This window comes from Curtobacterium sp. 458, assembly GCF_030406605.1.
In the GTDB taxonomy this organism is placed as follows: Bacteria; Actinomycetota; Actinomycetes; order Actinomycetales; family Microbacteriaceae; genus Curtobacterium.
Genome location: NZ_CP129104.1, coordinates 2,681,104 through 2,699,077, shown reverse-complemented (window position 1 = coordinate 2,699,077; position 17,974 = coordinate 2,681,104). Strand labels below are relative to the sequence as shown.

Sequence of the window (17,974 nt, the reverse complement as noted above, 5' to 3'; positions counted from 1 at the left end):
GGGCCGGGGGTCGACGGTCCCCGGGAGCCGGACGTCGTCTCGGTGCCCGCCCGTCCGGTGTCAGGACCGGGCGGCGGCGATGAACGACGCGAGCGTGGCGGCGGGGTCGTCGCCCGTGACGAGCGCCTCCCCCACCAGGACGACGTCGGCACCGGCGGAACGGTAGTGCGCGACGTCGGCGGGACCGGCGACGGCGGACTCGGCGACGCGGACCACACCGTCGGGGATGCGGTCGGCGAGCGAGCCGAACAGGTCGCGGTCGAGCGAGAAGTCGGTGAGGTCCCGGGCGTTGACGCCGAGGATGCGGGCACCGGCGTCGAGACCACGCGAGACCTCGTCGGCGGAGTGTGCCTCCACCAGCACGCGCATCCCGAGCTCCTCGGCCAGGCCGTGCAGCTCGACGAGCCGCGCCTGCTCGAGGGCCGCCACGATGAGCAGCACGACGTCGGCACCGGCAGCCCGCGCCTCGACGACCTGGTACGGGTCGGCGATGAAGTCCTTGCGCAGGACGGGCACGCCCACCCGGGCCTTGACGGCCTCGAGATCTGCCAGGCTGCCGAGGAACTTCCGGCCCTCGGTCAGGACGCTGATCGTGGACGCACCGCCACGTTCGTACTCCGCGGCGAGGGCCGCGGGGTCGGCGATCGGGGCCATCGAGCCGCGGGACGGGCTCGCACGCTTGACCTCGGCGAGGATCTTGACGTCGTCGCCGGGGGCGAGGAACGTCAGCGCGTCGAGGGGCGACGCCACCCGGTCGAGGTCGCGTTCGACGTCCGCGTAGGGACGGTCGGCGCGACGGGCGGCCGCGTCCTCGAGCGCGCCCGCCACGAGGGTCTCGAGCACGTTCGGCATGGTCGGACTACTCGCCGTGGTGCTTCGGGACGAACTTCGGGCCGTTGACGCCGTAGCCGGCCTTCGCCATGACGGCGCCGACGACGAGGCCGACGACCACGACCGCGGCGGAGATCCACACGCCGATCGGCTGGTCGAACCAGAAGAAGAGCGTCCCAGCCGCGAAACCGATCAGCATGATGACGACGGCCGTCCAGGCTGCCGGCGAGTGGCCCTCGCCGAGTTCTGCGGGCTCAGTGTTGCTCACGGTGCTCCTCGTTCTGCTCCGGCGTCGTCGGTCGATCGCCGTGTTCCAACCCTACCGCGTCGACCGTGGCGGTCCCGGCACGCTCGCCGTCGGCGGACGGCTTGCGGTCAGTGCCGTGCGGACCGTCGGCGGACGGGTCGGTCGGGTCCGTGCCGGCCGACAGGTCGTCCCAGTCGGTCACGGCATCGCGCTGCGTCGCGGTGGCACGTGCGTCCGCAGCCGCGCCCGCGGTCGCCGCGCCGTACTTGCGGCTCGGCCCCGGCCACGCGCGCTGCACGAACAGCACGACGATCCCGAGCACCACCGCCAGCACGCCGCCGGCGATCCCCACCGCGGGCCACGCCGTGACGTCCACCGAGGACACGACACGCCGGACACCGGCGAGGTCGCTCACCCCCGCGACCTCGCCGATCGCCGCACGGGCGGACGCGACCGGGTCACGGAGCGCGGACGCCCCGGTGACCACGACGGCGACGCCGAGGAGCACCTCGACCACGGCGAGCACGACCCGCAGCACCCGTCCCGCGATCGTCAACGCGAGGAACAGCGCCAGGCTGGCGATCGCGAGCGCGGTGTACTGCGGCACGGTCTTCGACCCGTCGGCGGTCACGGTCGCGACCACGGCCGACCCCGCGCGCAGGTGCACCGTGAACCACGTCTGGGTCCACGACAGCATCACGACGCCGGCGACCAGCAACCCGGCGACCACGACGAGCGGACGGGAGCGCCGGAGGGTCACGACCGCACCTCGCGCATCCGGTTCGCCGTCGCGACCGCGCGCAGCGGCGCCGCAGCCTTGTTGACGGTCTCCGTGTGCTCGGTCGCCGGGTCCGAGTCGGCGACGAGGCCGGCTCCGGCCTGCACCCGTGCGACGCCGTCCTGGATCATCGCGGTCCGGATGGCGATCGCGAGGTCGGCGTCACCCGCGAAGTCGAAGTAGCCCACGACCCCGGCGTACGCGCCCCGCTTGGCCGGCTCCAGCTCGTCGATGATCTCGAGCGCGCGCGGCTTCGGTGCCCCCGACAGCGTCCCGGCGGGGAACGTCGCCCGGAACACGTCGATCGCCGAGGCGTCCGGGCGCACGGCACCCTCGACGCTCGACACGAGGTGCATGATGTGGCTGAACCGCTCGACGGTCATGAACTCGGTCACCGCGACGGTGCCGGGCTCGCACACCTTCTGCAGGTCGTTGCGCGCGAGGTCCACGAGCATGAGGTGCTCCGCGCGCTCCTTCGGGTCCTCGAGGAGGTCCTCACCGAAGCGGACGTCCTCCTCCGGCGTCGCACCACGTGGGCGTGACCCGGCGATCGGGTGGGTGATCGCCCGGCCGGCCTGCACCTTCACCAGTGCCTCCGGTGACGCGCCGACGATCCAGAACGGGTCGTCGTGGGTGTCGCGGAGCGCGAGGAAGTACATGTACGGGCTCGGGTTCAGCGTCCGCAGGACGCGGTAGACGTCGAGCGGGTCCGCGGTGACCTCGTGGTCGAAGCGCTGCGAGATGACCACCTGGAAGACGTCGCCGTCGCGGATGAACTCCTTCGAGCGCTGCACCGCGGCCATGTACTCGTCCGGGGTCGACCGGTGTGAGGGGGTCGGTTCGGCGATGTCGAAGGCCTCGGCCACGGTCGCGACCGTCGGCTGGACGAGGTCGGCCTGCATCCGGTCGAGCCGGGCCTGGGCGTCCGACCACATCGCGTCGGCGTCGTCCTCACCGTCGTTGAGCACGCTCGCGACGAGCAGGACGAGCCCCGTGCGGTGGTCGAGCGCGGCCAGCTCGGACACGAACGCCAGGGCCTGCCCCGGCACGTCGAAGTCGGCCGCGGGCACGTTCGGCAGGTGTTCCAGCTGTCGGACGGCCTCCCACCCGATGAACCCGACGGTCCCGCCGACGAGCGGCGGCGTACCGGGGACGCGCGGGGTCGCCCACCGCTCGTGGAGCCGGGCGAGGACGTCGAGCGGCGCGCCGTCGAGCGAGTCGACCGCACGCGAGGCGGGGATGCCGGTGTCGATCCAGACGGCACGGTCGTCGTCCTGGGTGAGCACACCGAAGCTCCGCACGCCGACGAAGGACCAGCGCGACCACAGGCCGCCCTGCCCGGCGGACTCGAGCAGGAACGACCCCGGTCGGCCGTCGGCGAGCTTGCGGTAGACGCCGACCGGGGTCTCGCTGTCGGCGAAGAGCGCGCGGACCACGGGTACGACGCGGTGGTCGGCGAGGAGTCCGTCGAACTCCTCGCGCCGGGTGGAGTGCGGCTGGTCGGTCATCGGGAGGCCTCCGGAGCGGTCGCCGTGACGGGCGAGAGCGGATCGACGTCGAAGCAGGCGTGCGCGCCCGTGTGGCACGCGGCACCGACCTGCTGCACGGTCACGAGCAGGGTGTCGTCGTCGCAGTCGAGCGCCGCGGCACGCACGTACTGCGCGTGCCCGGAGGTGTCGCCCTTGCGCCAGTACTCCTGCCGCGAGCGGGACCAGAAGGTCACCCGCCCCTCGGTCAGGGTGCGGCGGAGGGCTTCCCGGTCCATGTACCCGAGCATGAGGACGTCCCTCGACGTTTCCTCCTGCACGATGGCGGGGAGCAGGCCGTCCGCACCGAATCGCACGCGGTCGAGGACCGCGTCGGTGCTTGCGCTGGTGCTGTCGGTCATGAGGTTCCTAGCCTACGGCGTGCCGCGGAGCGTCACGCGGAGCGTGGAGGACCGGACGGGAGGCCCGTGGCGACGCCGCCACGGGCCTCCCGTCCGTCAGCGGGTCGGCTCAGCGGACGAGTTCGCCCGCGGCGCGCAGCGCCGCCTTGACGTCGCCGATCGTCATCTCGCCGCGGTGGAAGACGCTCGCGGCGAGGACCGCGTCGGCTCCCGCCTCGACGGCCGGGGCGAAGTGGTCGAGGTGACCGGCGCCACCCGAGGCGATCACCGGGACCGACGCGACGGCGCGCACGGCGGCGACGAGCTCGAGGTCGAACCCGTTCTTCGTGCCGTCGGCGTCGATGGAGTTGACGAGGAGTTCCCCCGCACCGCGCTCCACCGCTTCGCGCGCCCAAGCGATCGCGTCGAGGTCGGACTCGGTGCGACCGCCGTGCGTGGTGACCACGAAGCCGGACGGCATCCGGTCGGAACGCTTGATGTCGAGCGACAACACGACCGCCTGCGCGCCGAAGCGGTCGGCGATCTCGCCGACGAGCTCCGGGCGGGCGATCGCGGCGCTGTTCACACCGATCTTGTCGGCACCGCACTGCTGCAGGCGCGCGACGTCGTCGACGCTCCGGACGCCGCCGCCGACCGTGAGCGGGATGAAGACCTGCTCGGCCGTTCGGGTGACCGTGTCGTACATCGTCGCGCGGTTCTCGACCGTGGCACCGACGTCGAGGAACGTCAGCTCGTCGGCGCCCTGCTCGTAGTACCGGGCCGCGAGCTCGACGGGGTCGCCGGCGTCCTGCAGGTCGAGGAAGTTCACGCCCTTCACGACGCGACCGCCCTGGACGTCGAGGCACGGGATCACACGGACCGCTACGCCGCCCTCGCGAGCCGGGGTCCCCGACGCGCCGGACACCGCGGCGTTCACAAGCGTGCCGCGTGGATCGAGCTGACCAGGATCGCCCGGGCGCCGAGCTCGTACAGCGAGTCCATGATCTGGTTCATGTCCGAGCGCGGGATCATCACGCGCACCGCCGACCAGTCCCGACCGTGCAGGGGCGACACCGTCGGGGACTCCATGCCGGAGGCGATCGCGGTGGCGTCGGGCACGAGTGACGTCGGGATGTCGTAGTCGAGCATGACGTAGCCCCGCGCCACGAGGACGCCGTGCAGGCGTCGGCGGAGGACGTCGATGCCCGGGCGGGCCTCGTCGGTGGCGATGAGGACGGCGGTCGACTCGAGGATGACCGGCCCGAAGATCTCGAGCCCGGCCTGCCGCAGCGTGCTGCCCGTCGAGACCACGTCCGCGACGGCGTCGGCGACCCCGAGTCGGACCGCGCTCTCGACCGCGCCGTCGAGCTTCACGAGCGTCGCGGTGACACCGTGCTTCGCGAGGAAGTCGCCCACGAGGCCGGGGTAGCTCGTCGCCACCCGCACGCCCTCGAGGTCCTGGAGCGAACCGAACCGCCCCGGTGCCCCGGCGAACCGGAACGTCGAGCCGGCGAAGTCGAGCGCGTCGACCTCGTGCGCCTCGGACCCGGAGTCGAGCAGCAGGTCGCGGCCGGTGATGCCGACGTCGAGCGCGCCCGAGCCGACGTAGGTCGCGATGTCACGCGGACGGAGGAAGAAGAACTCGACCCCGTTCCGCTCGTCGATGAGGTGGAGCGCCTTCGGGTCGCGGCGACCGGCGTACCCGGCCTCCCGGAGCATCTCGGAGGCGGTCTCGGACAGTGAGCCCTTGTTGGGCACGGCGATGCGGAGCATCAGAGGTCTGCTTTCTGGAGGAGGTCGGTGACTGCTGTCGGGTGCGGACCACGCCCGTGGGCGCGGAGTGCGTCCTACAGATGTCGCCAGACGTCCGCCGGGGTGAGTCCCTTCGCGACCATGAGCACCTGGAGGTGGTAGATCAGCTGCGAGATCTCCTCCGAGGTGCGCTCGTCGCCCTCGTACTCGGCCGCCATCCAGACCTCGGCTGCCTCTTCCACGATCTTCTTGCCGATCTGGTGCACGCCGGCGTCCAGTTCGGCGACGGTGCCGGAGCCCTCGGGGCGCGTGCGCGCCTTCTCGGTCAGCTCCGCGAACAGGTCGTCGAACGTCTTCACGGGGACCAGGCTACCGTCCTGCGTCGCCTCGCCGACCGCACCGTCCGGACGGGAGGCACGGGTCGCGTCGTCCACGTCGGTCACGATCGGGCTGCTGCCGCGGCTCCGCGGAGGTCCGCGATGCGCTGCGCCGGCTCGCCGCCGTAGACGGCCGACCCCGCGACGAGCGTGTCGGCGCCGCTGCGGACCGCCTCGGGCACGGTGTCCACCGCGATGCCCCCGTCCACCTCGAGCCAGACGTCGAGGCCGGAGGCGTCGACCGCGGCCCGCGCGTCCGCCAGCTTCGGCATCACGGACGGCATGAACGACTGGCCGCCGAACCCGGGCTCGACGGTCATGAGCAGGACCATGTCGTACGCGTCGAGGTGGTGGAGCACCTGCGTGATCGGGGTGCCGGGCTTCACCGCGACGGCGGCACGGGCGCCGTTCGACCGGATGGCCGCGGCGGTGGCGACCGGGTCGGTGGCTGCCTCGAAGTGGAACGTCACGCTGGACGCCCCGGTCTCGGCGTACTTCGGCGCCTCGGTGTCGGCGTCGGTGATCATGAGGTGCACGTCGAGCGGCACCGGGGAGACCTCCTGCAGGCGCTGCACGATCGGCAGGCCGAGCGTCAGGTTCGGCACGAAGTGGTTGTCCATCACGTCGACGTGCACCATGTCGGCGGTCTCGATGCGGTGGAGCTCCCGCTCGAGGTTCGCGAAGTCGGCGGACAGGATGCTCGGCGAGATGCGGATCGTCACCCGGCAACCCTACCGGCGGCCGTCGGACAGGGATGCTCGTCGAGCGACGCCGCTGTCGGACGACACCGTGGACGTCGTACGACGACGGACGTGTCGTTCGTTCTGCGCGCGCGTGGTCCGCACGCGCAACGGACGACACCACCGACGTCGTACGACGGCGGACGTGTCGGTCCTCAGCGGTCGGCGCCCCCGGCGCCGGGCGGCTGCGCGCCTCAGCCCACGCGGCGGAACAGCGCGACGAACATGGCGTCGGTGCCGATCCGGTGCGGCCACAGCTGCGCGACCGCACCGTCCGCCACCTGCGGGTCCCGCACGGCCACCGTCCGCACGATGCCCGCGGTGTCGAGCTGCTCGAGCACGCCGGGGTGGCGTTCGAGCACGGCGTCGACCTGACCGCGCGTCTCCGCGAGGTGCGGCGAACACGTGACGTACGCCAGGGTCCCGCCCGGCGCGAGGACGCGGACGGCAGCGTCGAGCAGCTCGGCCTGGAGCGCGGCGAGCTCCGGGACGTCCTCGGGCTGCTTGCGCCACCGCGCCTCGGGTCGACGTCGGAGCGCCCCGAGCCCGGTGCAGGGGGCGTCGAGCAGGACGCGGTCGTACTGCACGCCCGCACCGTCCCGACCGAAGCGTCGCCCGTCGCCCTCGACCACGGTCACGCCGTCGCCGAAGCCCGCGAGGGCCTTCCGCACGAGCCCGGCCCGCGCCGGTACGAGTTCGTTCGCGACGAGGTGCGCGCCGCCGACGGCTGCCTCCGCGGCGAGCAGCGCCGCCTTGCCACCGGGCCCGGCGCACATGTCGAGCCACCGCTCCCCCGGTCGCACGGCGGACGACCGGCTGAGCGCGAGGGCGGCGAGCTGCGAGCCCTCGTCCTGCACGCGGAGCCGGCCGGCGGCGACACCCGGCACGCGGGCGGGGTCACCGGACACGCCGCGGATGCCGGTGGGCGAGACGGGGAGCAGGTCGGCGTCAGGCCGGACGGGAGGCACGGTGCCGGTCGCGTCTTCGGCCGCCGGCACGTCGTCGGTCCCGTCCACCGCGTCGCCGCCGTCCACGGCAGCGCCGTCGATCGGGTCGGCCGCATCGCCGTGCGACCCGGTCGCGGTGGCGACCTCGTCGTCCGTCGCGAGCCCGGGGAGCGCCGCGAGCTGCACCCGCGGTGCGACGTTGTCGGCCGCGAGCAAGGCCGCGAGCTCGTCCCGGGACCGCTCGGCGGCGAGCGCGTCCCGCAGCGCCGACACGACCCACGTCGGGTGGGACCAGCGCGTCGCCAGGAGCGCATCGCCGCCGCGGCCCTCGGTGATCGCGGCGTCCCACTCGGCGTCGGTCCGCGCGGCGACCTTCCGCAGCACGGCGTTGACGAAGCCGGTGGCGCGGCGGGCGCCGACCTCGCGGGCGAGCTCGACCGTCGCGGAGACGGCGGCGTGCGTCGGGGTGCGCATGCCGAGCAGCTGGTGGGTGCCGAGGCGCATCACGTCGAGGACGTCGGCCTCGATGTTCTCGACCCGACGGCCGGACGCGATGCCGACGATCGCGTCGTAGCGGCCGAGCATCCGGATCGACCCGTAGGTGAGCTCGGTCGCGAACGCAGCGTCGCGCGCGGCGAGCCCGGCACGGCGGATCCGGGCGGGCAGCAGGAGGTTGGCGTACGCGTCGTCGACCTGCACGGCGCGGAGGACGTCGTACGCCACCCGCCGGGCCGACGTCGGACGCGGTCCCCGGCTGCGCTGAGCTCCGGCGGCGTTCATGCGAGGACCTTCCCGTCGAGCTGGCCGAGCCCCCGGGCCCAGGCTGCGGCGTCCATCGCCTTCTTGCCGGCGGGCTGCACCTCGGTGAGCACGAGCGGGTCGTCGGCCGTGCCGACCAGCAGCCGGCCGTCGACCAGGCCGAGCGCGCCGGGCGCGAGGTGCGGGGCGGAGGAGGGCGTGCCTCCCGGCTGCAGCGCGCTGCGGAGCAGCTTGACGCGCGTCTCGCCGAGGTGCGCGAACGCGCCGGGCTCCGGCGTGACGCCACGGATCCGTGCGTGGACGTGGACGGCGGGCTCGTCGAAGCGGACGTGCGCGTCCTCGGCCGTGGGCTTGGGTGCGAGGGTGACGTCGCCGGTCTGCTCGGTGGCGACCGCGGTGCCGGCCGCGAGGTCGTCGACGACCCGTGCGACGACCTCGGCACCGGTCTCCGCCATCGCGGCGAGGACGTCACCGCTCGTCGCGTCGGGGTCGATCGTGAACGGCTCCGACGCGTACACGGGGCCGGCGTCGAGGGCCTCGACGAGCTGGAACACCGTGGCGGCCGTGTCCGTGTCGCCGGCCATCACCGCACGCTGGACGGGCGCGGCGCCGCGGTACGCCGGCAGGTCGGAGAAGTGCAGGTTCACCCAGCCGAGCCGCGGGGTGTCGAGCGCGGGACGGCGGAGGAGCGCGCCGTAGGCGACGATCACGCCGAGGTCAGGCTCCAGCGCGGCGAGCTCGGCCGTGACCTCGTCGTCGACCCGGGACGCCTCGATCACCGGCAGACCGAGTTCCGCGGCGACCCGCGCGACCGGCGTCGGCGTCAGGACCCGCTTGCGACCCTGCGGTGTCGCGGGGCGGGTGAGCACCGCGACGATCTCGTGGTCGGACGCCGCGAGTCGGCGGAGGGTGGGGACGGCCGCAGCGGGGCTGCCGGCGACGACGAGACGCATGGGGTCCATCGTCCCACGGCCTCGCAGGCGGACGTCACGCTCGTGCGGTGCGCGCGCGGCTGGTCACGACCACTGGTCGCGGAGGGTCGGCGGGGTCGACGAGTCTCCCACGCCGACGTGTCCCGGCTGCGCGGACGTGGAACGAGGCGTCCACCCGGTGCGTACGGTCGGGGACACGCCGAACCAGGGAGGCACCATGTCCGACGTCACCACGTCCACCGACCGCTACGCCGGCTCGAGCATCCAGAAGACCGCGCTCGTCGTCGGCATCGTGTTCCTGCTCGTCGGCATCGCCGGGTTCGTCCCGGGGCTCACGTCGGGCGACCTCGCCGGGGCCGGCCACGGCTCGATGGCGATGCTGCTCGGGATCTTCCAGGTCTCGGTCCTGCACAACGTCGTGCACCTGCTGTTCGGCGTCGTGGGGCTGCTCGCGGCGCGCTACCCGACGGGCTCCCGGATGTACCTCGTCATCGGCGGGCTCGTCTACTTCGTGCTGTGGGTCTACGGCCTCTTCACCGCGGGCACGATGTCCGGCGCGAACTTCGTGCCGCTGAACTGGGCGGACAACTGGCTGCACCTCGTGCTCGCGGTCGGCATGGTGGCGCTCGGGATCGTGTTCCCGCGCGAGCGTCGGCGGCCGGTCGGGCCCTGACCGGGTCCGACAGGTCCGCCTCGTCCACGACGGCCCCGGGAGCGAGCAGCTCCCGGGGCCGTCGACGCGTCAGGCCGGTCCGACGGCGTCCCGTGCCGCCACGAACGCGTCGACGCACCGCCGCACCTGCTCCTCGGTGTGCGCCGCCGACAGTTGCACCCGGATCCGCGCACGCCCCTTCGGCACCACCGGGTAGCTGAACGCCGTCACGTAGACACCCTGCGCCTGCATCTCGTCCGCGATCCGCGCCGTGCGGGCGGCGTCGTGGAACATCACGGGCACGATCGGGTGCTCCCCCGGCAGCAGCTCGAAGCCGGCGTCGGCCATCAGGGACCGGAACGTCCGGGCGTTCGCGGCGAGCCGTGCCCGGGCGTCGTCCGAGCGCTCGACGAGGTCCAGCGCGGCGACCGTCCCCGCGGCGATGACCGGCGCCAGGGAGTTCGAGAACAGGTACGGGCGCGACCGCTGCCGCAGCAGGTCGACGATCTCCCGCCGTGACGCCACGTAGCCGCCCGACGCCCCGCCGAGCGCCTTGCCGAACGTCCCCGTGTACACGTCGACCCGGTCGGCGACGCCGCAGAGCTCGGGTGTCCCCCGGCCGTGCTCGCCGACGAACCCGACCGCGTGCGAGTCGTCGACGATGACGAGGGCGTCGTACCGCTCGGCGAGGTCGCAGATCTCGGCGAGCGGCGCGATCGACCCGTCCATCGAGAAGACGCCGTCGGTGACCACCGCACGGAAGCGAGCCGACGAGGCGGCGGCGAGCTGTGCCTCCAGGTCGGCCGTGTCCCGGTTCCGGTACCGGAACCGCTGCGCCTTCGAGAGCCGGATGCCGTCGATGATCGACGCGTGGTTCAGCTCGTCCGAGATGATCGCGTCGTCGGGGCCGAGCAGCACCTCGAAGAGGCCGCCGTTCGCGTCGAAGCACGACGAGTACAGGATCGCCGCCTCGGTGCCGAGGAACCCCGCCACCCGCCGCTCGAGGTCGAGGTGCAGGTCCTGCGTGCCGCAGATGAAGCGCACGCTGGCCATCCCGTACCCCCACCGGTCGAGGGCGTCCTTCGCAGCGTCGACGAGGTCCGTCGAGTCCGCGAGCCCGAGGTAGTTGTTCGCGCAGAAGTTCAGCAGGTCGGTGCCGTCCGCCTCGATCGCCGCCCGCTGCGGACCGGCGATGCCGCGCTCCCGCTTCGTGAGGCCCGCGTCCTCGATGCCCGCGAGCTCCGTCGTCAGGTGGTCCTTGATCGCGCCGTACATCAGTGCTCCGTCCAGTCGATGACGACCTTGCCGCCGTCCGCGCTCGCCGCCGCGGCGAACGCTGCCTCCCAGTCGCGCGCCGGGTAGCGCGCCGACACGATCGAGCCGATGCGGTCCCGCAGCACCGCACTCGTCTGCAGCATGGAGCTCATCGCCTGCCACGTCTCGAACATCTCACGGCCGTAGATGCCCTTCACGGTGAGCATGTGCGTGACGACCTTGCCCCAGTCGACCGCGATCGGCCCGCTCGGGAGCCCGAGCATCGCGATCCGTCCGCCGTGGTTCATGTTCTCGACGAGTGCGGGCAGCGCGGTGGGTGCACCCGACATCTCGAAGCCGACGTCGAACCCCTCGCGCATGCCGAGTCGCCCCTGCGCTGCGCGGAGCGCGGCAGCGCCGTCAGCGTGCACACCGTCACCTCGGACGTCGACGCCGAGGTCGGCGCCCATCTGCTCCGCCATCCGGAGCCGGTTCGGGCTGACGTCCGTGCCGACGACGAACCGTGCGCCGGCGTGGCGAGCGACCGCGATCGCCATGAGGCCGATCGGGCCGCACCCGGCGACCACGACGTCCTCGCCGACGAGCGGGAACGCGAGCGCCGTGTGGACCGCGTTGCCGAGCGGGTCGAAGAGCGCACCGACCTCTGGCTCGACGGGCCCGTGGTGCACCCACACGTTCGTGCCCGGCAGCGTGAGGTACTCCGCGAACGCGCCGTCGCGCTGCACCCCGAGGCCCTTCGTCCGGATGCACATCTGTCGGCGACCGGCCCGGCAGTTGCGGCAGGTGCCGCAGACGATGTGGCCCTCGCCGGACACGAGGTCCCCGACGGCGACGTCCCGCACGCCGGCACCGACCTCGACGACCTCGCCGAAGAACTCGTGGCCGGGGACGAGCGGTGCGGTCACCGCCGACGCCGCCCAGTCGTCCCACCGCTGGATGTGCAGGTCCGTCCCGCAGATCCCGGTACGGAGGACCCGGATGAGGACCTCGTCCTCCGTCGGTTCCGGCACCGGCCGGTCGGTCATGGTCAGACCCGGACCCGCGTCCGGCTTGTAGAGCGCCCGCATCGGCGTCACCTCGTCACTTCGTCGTGCGTGTGATGTGTTCGGCGGTGGTTCGTGGCCACCGTCATCCAGCCTCCCACAGGTCGGCTCGCGCGGGGCGCGGGGCGCGGGGTGCGCGGCGCCGGGTGCGCGGGGCCGGGTGCTCGTCGCGTCCGGCACCGGCCGGGAGGCACGGCTCAGCCCCGCCACGCACGGCGCGCCCGTCGGTGGGTCGGGTCCCGCGAGGCGCCCGCGCGGATCGCGGCGCGTGCACGGAGCGACATCGCCGCTCCGTGGCGCGTGCACGAACGCCGGCGCCGATCGTTGCGCGTGCAAAGAACGAGGGCACCGCTGTCGTACGACGACGACCGGATCGTTCGACAGCGACGGGACGCAGCACCGCGGGGCCGTGGCCGCGCCGGTCAGACCTCGGTGAAGGGCTCGGCGTCGTCGAGCCGCACGCGCAGCGTCGGCGCCGCACGACGACGGTTGCCACCCGGGAGGACCCGCCGGGTCGACGAGCGCCGGATCACCTCGGCCTTGAGCGTCGCCGCGACCTCCGCACCGTGCGCGTACGGGAACCGCACGATCGCCCGGACGGTCCCGGGCACCGGGTCGCCCTCGACGGGCACCGGGCCGAGGACGGGGCCAGCCGTGGCGTCGCCGAGGGCCTCGACCGCGGCCGTCACGGCCTCGTCCGTCCCGGTGAGCGTCGCGACGCGGACCGCCGGCGGGAAGTGCAGCTCGCGGCGGTCGGCCAACTCGTCGTGCGCAGGACCGTCGAGCCGCCACGTCGCCATCGCCGTCGCGAGTCGCCCGCCGATGCCGACGAGGTAGACCTCGGCGCCGGGTGCGCCCTTCGCCGCGGCGTTCGTCCAGAACCGCAGGACGTCCTCCTGCACCCGGAGTCCCTCGCGGGCCAGCAGCCGCTCGCCGTCGAGGAGCAGCACGCACGCGTACCCGCCGGGCACGCTCGGCTCCGCACCTCGGGTCGCGACGACCACCGCGGGGCGGGCCGGCACCTCGTCGAGCGGCCGGGAGCCGTCGGCGACCACGATCCTCGTGCCGGGGAACGCGCGACCGAGCTCGTCGGCGGTGCGCTGCGCCCCCTGCCCGACCGGCTTGAGCTTCCCGCCGCCGCACGTCGGACAGCGGAACCCGACTGCGAGCGCACCGCAGAACCGGCACTGCGGCGTCGCGTTCCGGTGCGGGCTGCCGAGCGGTCCCCCGCACACCCGGCAGTGCGCACGCTCGCCGCAGTCGGCACAGACGAGCCCGGTACCGAAGCCCGGGTTCGCGACCTGGACGAGCACCGGCCCGTGCTGGCTGGCCTCACGAGCAGCTCGCCACGCCGTGCTCGGGATGCGTGCCTGCGCGGCGAAGCCCTCGGCGCTCGCCTGCTGCGCGGTCGGGACCACCTTCGGCGTCGGCACCCGGTACGGTGCGACCTCCTGCAGCCAGTGCAGTTCGACGAGCCGTTGCACGTCGGTCGAGCGGGCGTGCGCGAGGAACAGGAGCGCGGCGCCGGACTGCGCGGTGCGGACGAGCGCGACGTCCCGGGAGTGCACGTACGGTGCCCGGGGCTCGACGAACGAGGCGTCGCCGTCGTCCCACATAGCGATGAGGCCGAGCTCGGTCGCCGGCGCGAACAGCGCCGTACGGTTGCCGATCGCGACCACCGCGTGCGTCCGAGCCTGCAGGAGGGCCTTCGCCCGCTGCCCGTTGGTCTGCTTGGCGTCGAACCGGACGACACGCTCGGGCGGCAGCACGGCGAGGAGCGCCCGCTCCAGGTCGGTGACGTCGCGGAAGTCGGGCACCGCGAGCACGGCCGACTGCTCGCGGGCGACGACCTGCGACGCTGCCTGCGCGAGCGTCGCGGCCCATCCCGGCACCCAGACGGGTTCGTCGGCGGAGCCGAGGTCGACGGGGTGGGGGACGGCGTCGACCGCAGCCCGACCGTGGTCGGCGAGCAGTGCCTCCAGGGCGCCCTCGGCGTAGCCGGTGACGGGGGTGGGCTCGACCACCGCCGGCGACCACGACGTGTCGCGGGCCAGCCAGGCCTTCTCGGCGCGGACCTGACGGGTCGGCACCGCGAGCCGGAGCACGTCGGAGGCGACACCGGCGGCGCGGTCGGCGACGGCGCGCGCGAGTGTCCAGATCTCCGGCGCCAAGACCGGCACCGGGGAGAGGACCTCCTCGACCTGGCTCAGCTCGCCGGGCCAGTCCCCTTCGGACACGACCTCGACGACGTAGGCGTCGGACATCCGGGCACCGGTCCGGAGCGGGACCTTCACACGGACCCCGGGCACGCAGTCGTCCTCGAGCTCGCTCGGCACCCGGTAGTCGAACAGACGGTCCAACTGCGGGAGCGGCGAGTCGAGGACGACGCGCGCGACGGTGGTCACGCGGGACCGCTAGACGGTGGCGGGGACGAGTCCTGCCGCGGCGCGCAGTTCCTCGACGCGGTCGAGCTGTTCCCAGGTGAAGCCGGGGAGGTCACGACCGAAGTGGCCGTACGTCGCCGTGGTGGCGTAGCGCGGCTTGAGGAGGTCGAGGTCGCGGATGATCGCGGCGGGCCGGAGGTCGAAGACCTGCAGGATCGCGGCCTCGATCGTGGCGTCGTCGACGTGGCCGGTCCCGAAGGACTCGACGTACAGTCCGACGGGCTTGGCACGGCCGATCGCGTAGGCGACCTGGACCTCGAGCCGGTCGGCGAGGCCCGCGGCGACGGCGTTCTTCGCGACCCAGCGGAGCGCGTACGCGGCCGAGCGGTCGACCTTCGACGGGTCCTTGCCCGAGAAGGCACCGCCGCCGTGCCGGGAGGCGCCGCCGTAGGTGTCGACGATGACCTTGCGCCCGGTGAGCCCCGCGTCGCCCTGGGGACCGCCGATCTCGAAGCGGCCGGTCGGGTTCACGATGACGTCGACGTGCGACGCATCGAGGTCGACCTGGGCGAGCACCGGACGGATCACGTGCTCCGTGACGTCCGCGGTGAGCTGCTCGAGCGTGACGCTCGGGGCGTGCTGCGTCGAGAGCACGACGGTCTCGACGGTCTTCGGCACCACGCCGTCGTACCCGACCGTCACCTGCGTCTTGCCGTCCGGGCGGAGGTACGACAGCTCGCCCGACTTGCGGACCGCGGCCAGACGCTCGGCGAGCCGGTGCGCGAGCCAGATGGCGACGGGCATGTACTCGGGGGTCTCGTTCGTCGCGAAGCCGAACATGATGCCCTGGTCGCCGGCACCCTGGCGGTCGAGCGGGTCGACGCCGGCACCCGAGCGGCTGTCGAGCGACTCGTCGACGCCCTGCGCGATGTCCGGGGACTGCGCACCGATCGACACCTCGACGCCACAGGTGCGACCGTCGAAGGAGACCTCGGACGAGTTGTACCCGATGCCCGTGATCACGTCGCGGACCAGCTTCGGGATCTCGACGTAGCCGGAGGTGGTGACCTCACCGGCGACGTGCACGAGGCCCGTCGTCACCATGGTCTCGACGGCGACGCGCGCGTGCGGGTCGACCTCGAGCAGGGCGTCGAGGATGGTGTCCGAGATCTGGTCGCAGATCTTGTCGGGGTGCCCCTCGGTCACCGACTCGGACGTGAAGAGGCGCAGGTTGCTCGTCGTCACCGGGATCAGTCGGTGGGCTGCTGCTGCTTGGTGACCGTCAGCTTGTCCTCGTTGATCTCGTGGAGCGCGACGGAGAGCGGCTTGTCGTCGATGGTCGAGTCGACGAGCGGACCGACGTTGTCGAAGAGCGAGCCCTCGTGCAGGTCGGCGTAGTAGTCGTTGATCTGGCGGGCGCGCTTCGACGCGAAGATCACGAGCGCGTACTTCGACTCGACCTTGGCGAGCAGGTCGTCGATGGGCGGGTCGATGATGCCCTGGGGGTTGGCCATGGTGTCTCCTGTCGAGGGACGAATACGGTCGCCCGTCAGGGCGCAGTGAACAAGTCTACGACTTCGTTTGCCGCGGTGCTGACATCGGAGTTCACGATCTTCACGTCGAACTCGTCCTGCGCGGCGAGTTCGACCTTCGCGGTCTCGAGCCGGCGCGCCTGTTCCTCGGCGGACTCGGTGCCGCGACCGATGAGCCGGCGGACCAGTTCCTCCCACGTGGGCGGTAGCAGGAACACCAGCACCGCCTCGGGCATCGCGTCCTTCACCTGGCGGGCGCCCTGCAGGTCGATCTCGAGCATCACGCGGTCGCCGGCGTCGAGCGCGCGGTCGATCGGCGGACGGGGCGTGCCGTAGCGGTACGAGTTGTGCACGGTCGCCCACTCGAGGAGCTCGCGCTCGCGGATCATCCTGTCGAACTCGGCGTCGTCCACGAAGTAGTAGTGCACGCCGTCGACCTCGCCGGGGCGGGGCTTCCGGGTCGTCGCGGACACGCTCAGGTTGACGTCCGGGAAGTGCTCGCGGATGTACGCGCTGACGGTGCCCTTGCCGACGGCCGTCGGCCCGGCGAGCACCACGAGCTTCGACGCCGTGCGCTTCTGCCCGCGGGCGGCGAGCCAGTCCGCCAGCGCCGAACGCTGTCGGACACCGAGCCCGCCGAGCCGCTTCGAGGTCGCGATCCGCAGCGTCTGCATCACGGAGTCCGCGCGCGCCGGGCCGATCCCGGGCAGCGACGTCAGGAGGTCGCGGACCCGGAGCGACTTCTCCGCCGGGGCGTCCTCGTCGGACCACGCGGCACGGGCGACCTCGAGCGGCGTCCGCTCCCCCGCGACGATCGCGGCCTTCACTGCGGCCCGGGCGCGTCGCGCCGCCACCGCGGCCTGCGCGGCGGCGACACGGTCGACCTCCGGCGGGTTCCGGTGGGCCGGGAGCGACTCGCGGTCGGTACCGTCCGTCACGCGGCGGCTCCGAGCGCTGCGGCGATCCGGTCGGCACGGTCGGCCACGAGCGCGGCGACGCCGTCCGGGCCGTCCACGAGCAGGCCCCGCGACTCGTTCACGAGCACCTGCCCGGCGCGGGCGCCGTACAGCGAGCGGAGGTCCTCGATGCGGGCACCCTGTGCACCGAAGCCCGGCGCGAGCACCGGCGCGGTGCCGATGTCGTCGCCGGAGATCCCGAAGTCGTCGAGGTCGAGGGTCGCGCCGAGCACCAGCCCGACGTCCCCGAGGGGCTGCTCGGCTGCGCTCTGGTTGTCGTCTGCCACGTCCTCGACGATACCGGCCGCCACGGTCCGGCCGGCACGCGGCCCCTCGGCGAGCACCGCGGTCTGCAGCACGCGCGCCTCGGGGTTGCTCGTCGCCGCGAGCACGAAGACCCCGGCTCCGTTCGCCCGGGCGGTGTCGATCGTGCCGCGCAGCGACCCGTAGCCGAGGTACGGCGACACGGTCATCGCGTCGGCCCGGAAGGGCCCGTCGCGGTCGACCCAGGCCTCCGCGTAGTCGTCACCGGTGCTGCCGATGTCGCCGCGCTTCACGTCGGCGACGACCAGGAGGCCCGCATCGCGTGCCCGACGCAGGGTCGCGTCGAGCGCACGGTAGCCCGGCACCCCCGCGGCCTCGAAGAACGCGATCTGCGGCTTCACGACCGCCGCGCGGCCGGCGGCCGCGTCGACGAGGGTCGCCCCGAAGGCGGTCAGGCCCTGCTCGTCGCGGCCCAGCCCCCACGCCGCCAGGGTGGCGGCGTGGGGGTCGATGCCGACGCACAGTGCGGAACGCGACGCCATGGCGGCCGCGAGCCGGACGCCGAATGAGGGCGCGCCTCTCCCCACCGGCACGGCCGAACCGCCGCTGGCGCGTCGGTCCGGAACCGGCGGCGTGGG

At 73.3% G+C, this 17,974-nt stretch carries 18 protein-coding genes and 1 pseudogene; 1 reads left to right on the top strand and 18 read right to left on the bottom strand.

The genetic code is table 11. The annotated features are described in order from the left end of the window. Positions 1-60: 60 nt before the first annotated feature. From trpC to fmt, 11 genes and pseudogenes are all read right to left on the bottom strand, one after another. The gene (trpC, locus tag QPJ90_RS13140) at positions 61-843 is read right to left on the bottom strand and encodes an indole-3-glycerol phosphate synthase TrpC (protein ID WP_290134235.1); all 783 of its coding nucleotides are present in this window, start codon (positions 841-843) and stop codon (positions 61-63) included. 16 nt (positions 844-859) lie between these two features. After that, positions 860-1,099: an HGxxPAAW family protein gene (locus tag QPJ90_RS13135; RefSeq protein WP_290131634.1), complete on the bottom strand. Its 240-nt coding sequence runs from the start codon at positions 1,097-1,099 to the stop codon at positions 860-862. Then, entirely contained in the window at positions 1,086-1,838 is a 753-nt protein-coding gene (locus tag QPJ90_RS13130) for a Trp biosynthesis-associated membrane protein (RefSeq protein WP_290131633.1), read from the bottom strand. The genes QPJ90_RS13135 and QPJ90_RS13130 overlap by 14 nt, the downstream gene beginning before the upstream one ends. 2 nt (positions 1,839-1,840) lie before the next feature. Further along, positions 1,841-3,364 (bottom strand): annotated as a pseudogene (locus tag QPJ90_RS13125) (anthranilate synthase component I); the annotation flags it as partial. Next, on the bottom strand, positions 3,361-3,744 hold the full coding sequence (gene hisI / locus QPJ90_RS13120; RefSeq protein ID WP_290131632.1) for a phosphoribosyl-AMP cyclohydrolase: 384 nt from the start codon (positions 3,742-3,744) through the stop codon (positions 3,361-3,363). The gene hisI and the pseudogene QPJ90_RS13125, both read right to left, overlap by 4 nt. Positions 3,745-3,853: 109 nt before the next feature. After that, positions 3,854-4,597, bottom strand: coding sequence for an imidazole glycerol phosphate synthase subunit HisF (gene hisF / locus QPJ90_RS13115; RefSeq protein WP_290131631.1), 744 nt, complete (start codon positions 4,595-4,597; stop codon positions 3,854-3,856). 59 nt (positions 4,598-4,656) lie between these two features. Further along, positions 4,657-5,496 carry an ATP phosphoribosyltransferase gene (hisG, locus tag QPJ90_RS13110; RefSeq protein ID WP_290131630.1) on the bottom strand — a complete coding sequence of 280 codons (840 nt, stop codon included), beginning with the start codon at positions 5,494-5,496 and terminating at the stop codon, positions 4,657-4,659. Positions 5,497-5,570: 74 nt separating this feature from the next. After that, positions 5,571-5,834: a phosphoribosyl-ATP diphosphatase gene (locus tag QPJ90_RS13105; protein WP_058726551.1), complete on the bottom strand. Its 264-nt coding sequence runs from the start codon at positions 5,832-5,834 to the stop codon at positions 5,571-5,573. Between the two features lie 80 nt (positions 5,835-5,914). After that, positions 5,915-6,574, bottom strand: coding sequence for a ribulose-phosphate 3-epimerase (rpe, locus tag QPJ90_RS13100; RefSeq protein WP_290131629.1), 660 nt, complete (start codon positions 6,572-6,574; stop codon positions 5,915-5,917). 212 nt (positions 6,575-6,786) lie between these two features. Next, complete coding sequence (locus QPJ90_RS13095; protein WP_290131628.1) at positions 6,787-8,262, bottom strand: RsmB/NOP family class I SAM-dependent RNA methyltransferase; 1,476 nt, start codon at positions 8,260-8,262, stop codon at positions 6,787-6,789. Between the two features lie 53 nt (positions 8,263-8,315). Further along, entirely contained in the window at positions 8,316-9,251 is a 936-nt protein-coding gene (fmt, locus tag QPJ90_RS13090; protein ID WP_290131627.1) for a methionyl-tRNA formyltransferase, read from the bottom strand. A 196-nt stretch (positions 9,252-9,447) separates the two neighbouring features. Between fmt and QPJ90_RS13085 the strand changes: the two genes are divergently transcribed. After that, on the top strand, positions 9,448-9,903 hold the full coding sequence (locus QPJ90_RS13085; RefSeq protein ID WP_290131626.1) for a DUF4383 domain-containing protein: 456 nt from the start codon (positions 9,448-9,450) through the stop codon (positions 9,901-9,903). 69 nt (positions 9,904-9,972) lie between these two features. Here the strand turns inward: QPJ90_RS13085 and QPJ90_RS13080 are convergent, their stop codons facing one another. The 7 genes from QPJ90_RS13080 to pyrF all read right to left on the bottom strand — a co-directional run bounded on the left by QPJ90_RS13080 (position 9,973) and on the right by pyrF (position 17,929). Then, positions 9,973-11,157: a glycine C-acetyltransferase gene (locus QPJ90_RS13080; protein WP_290131625.1), complete on the bottom strand. Its 1,185-nt coding sequence runs from the start codon at positions 11,155-11,157 to the stop codon at positions 9,973-9,975. Continuing rightward, positions 11,157-12,224 carry an L-threonine 3-dehydrogenase gene (gene tdh, locus QPJ90_RS13075; protein WP_290134234.1) on the bottom strand — a complete coding sequence of 356 codons (1,068 nt, stop codon included), beginning with the start codon at positions 12,222-12,224 and terminating at the stop codon, positions 11,157-11,159. Before tdh ends, QPJ90_RS13080 begins: the two co-directional genes overlap by 1 nt. A gap of 398 nt (positions 12,225-12,622) precedes the next feature. After that, on the bottom strand, positions 12,623-14,605 hold the full coding sequence (locus QPJ90_RS13070) for a primosomal protein N' (protein WP_290131624.1): 1,983 nt from the start codon (positions 14,603-14,605) through the stop codon (positions 12,623-12,625). A gap of 9 nt (positions 14,606-14,614) precedes the next feature. After that, on the bottom strand, positions 14,615-15,829 hold the full coding sequence (gene metK, locus QPJ90_RS13065) for a methionine adenosyltransferase (RefSeq protein WP_290131623.1): 1,215 nt from the start codon (positions 15,827-15,829) through the stop codon (positions 14,615-14,617). A 5-nt stretch (positions 15,830-15,834) separates the two neighbouring features. Further along, a complete protein-coding gene (rpoZ, locus tag QPJ90_RS13060; protein ID WP_022906709.1) occupies positions 15,835-16,098 on the bottom strand; it encodes a DNA-directed RNA polymerase subunit omega in 264 nt (87 codons plus the stop codon). Between the two features lie 35 nt (positions 16,099-16,133). Continuing rightward, complete coding sequence (gmk, locus tag QPJ90_RS13055) at positions 16,134-17,054, bottom strand: guanylate kinase (RefSeq protein ID WP_290131622.1); 921 nt, start codon at positions 17,052-17,054, stop codon at positions 16,134-16,136. Next, positions 17,051-17,929 carry an orotidine-5'-phosphate decarboxylase gene (gene pyrF, locus QPJ90_RS13050; RefSeq protein WP_290131621.1) on the bottom strand — a complete coding sequence of 293 codons (879 nt, stop codon included), beginning with the start codon at positions 17,927-17,929 and terminating at the stop codon, positions 17,051-17,053. The genes gmk and pyrF overlap by 4 nt, the downstream gene beginning before the upstream one ends. Positions 17,930-17,974: the final 45 nt, after the last annotated feature.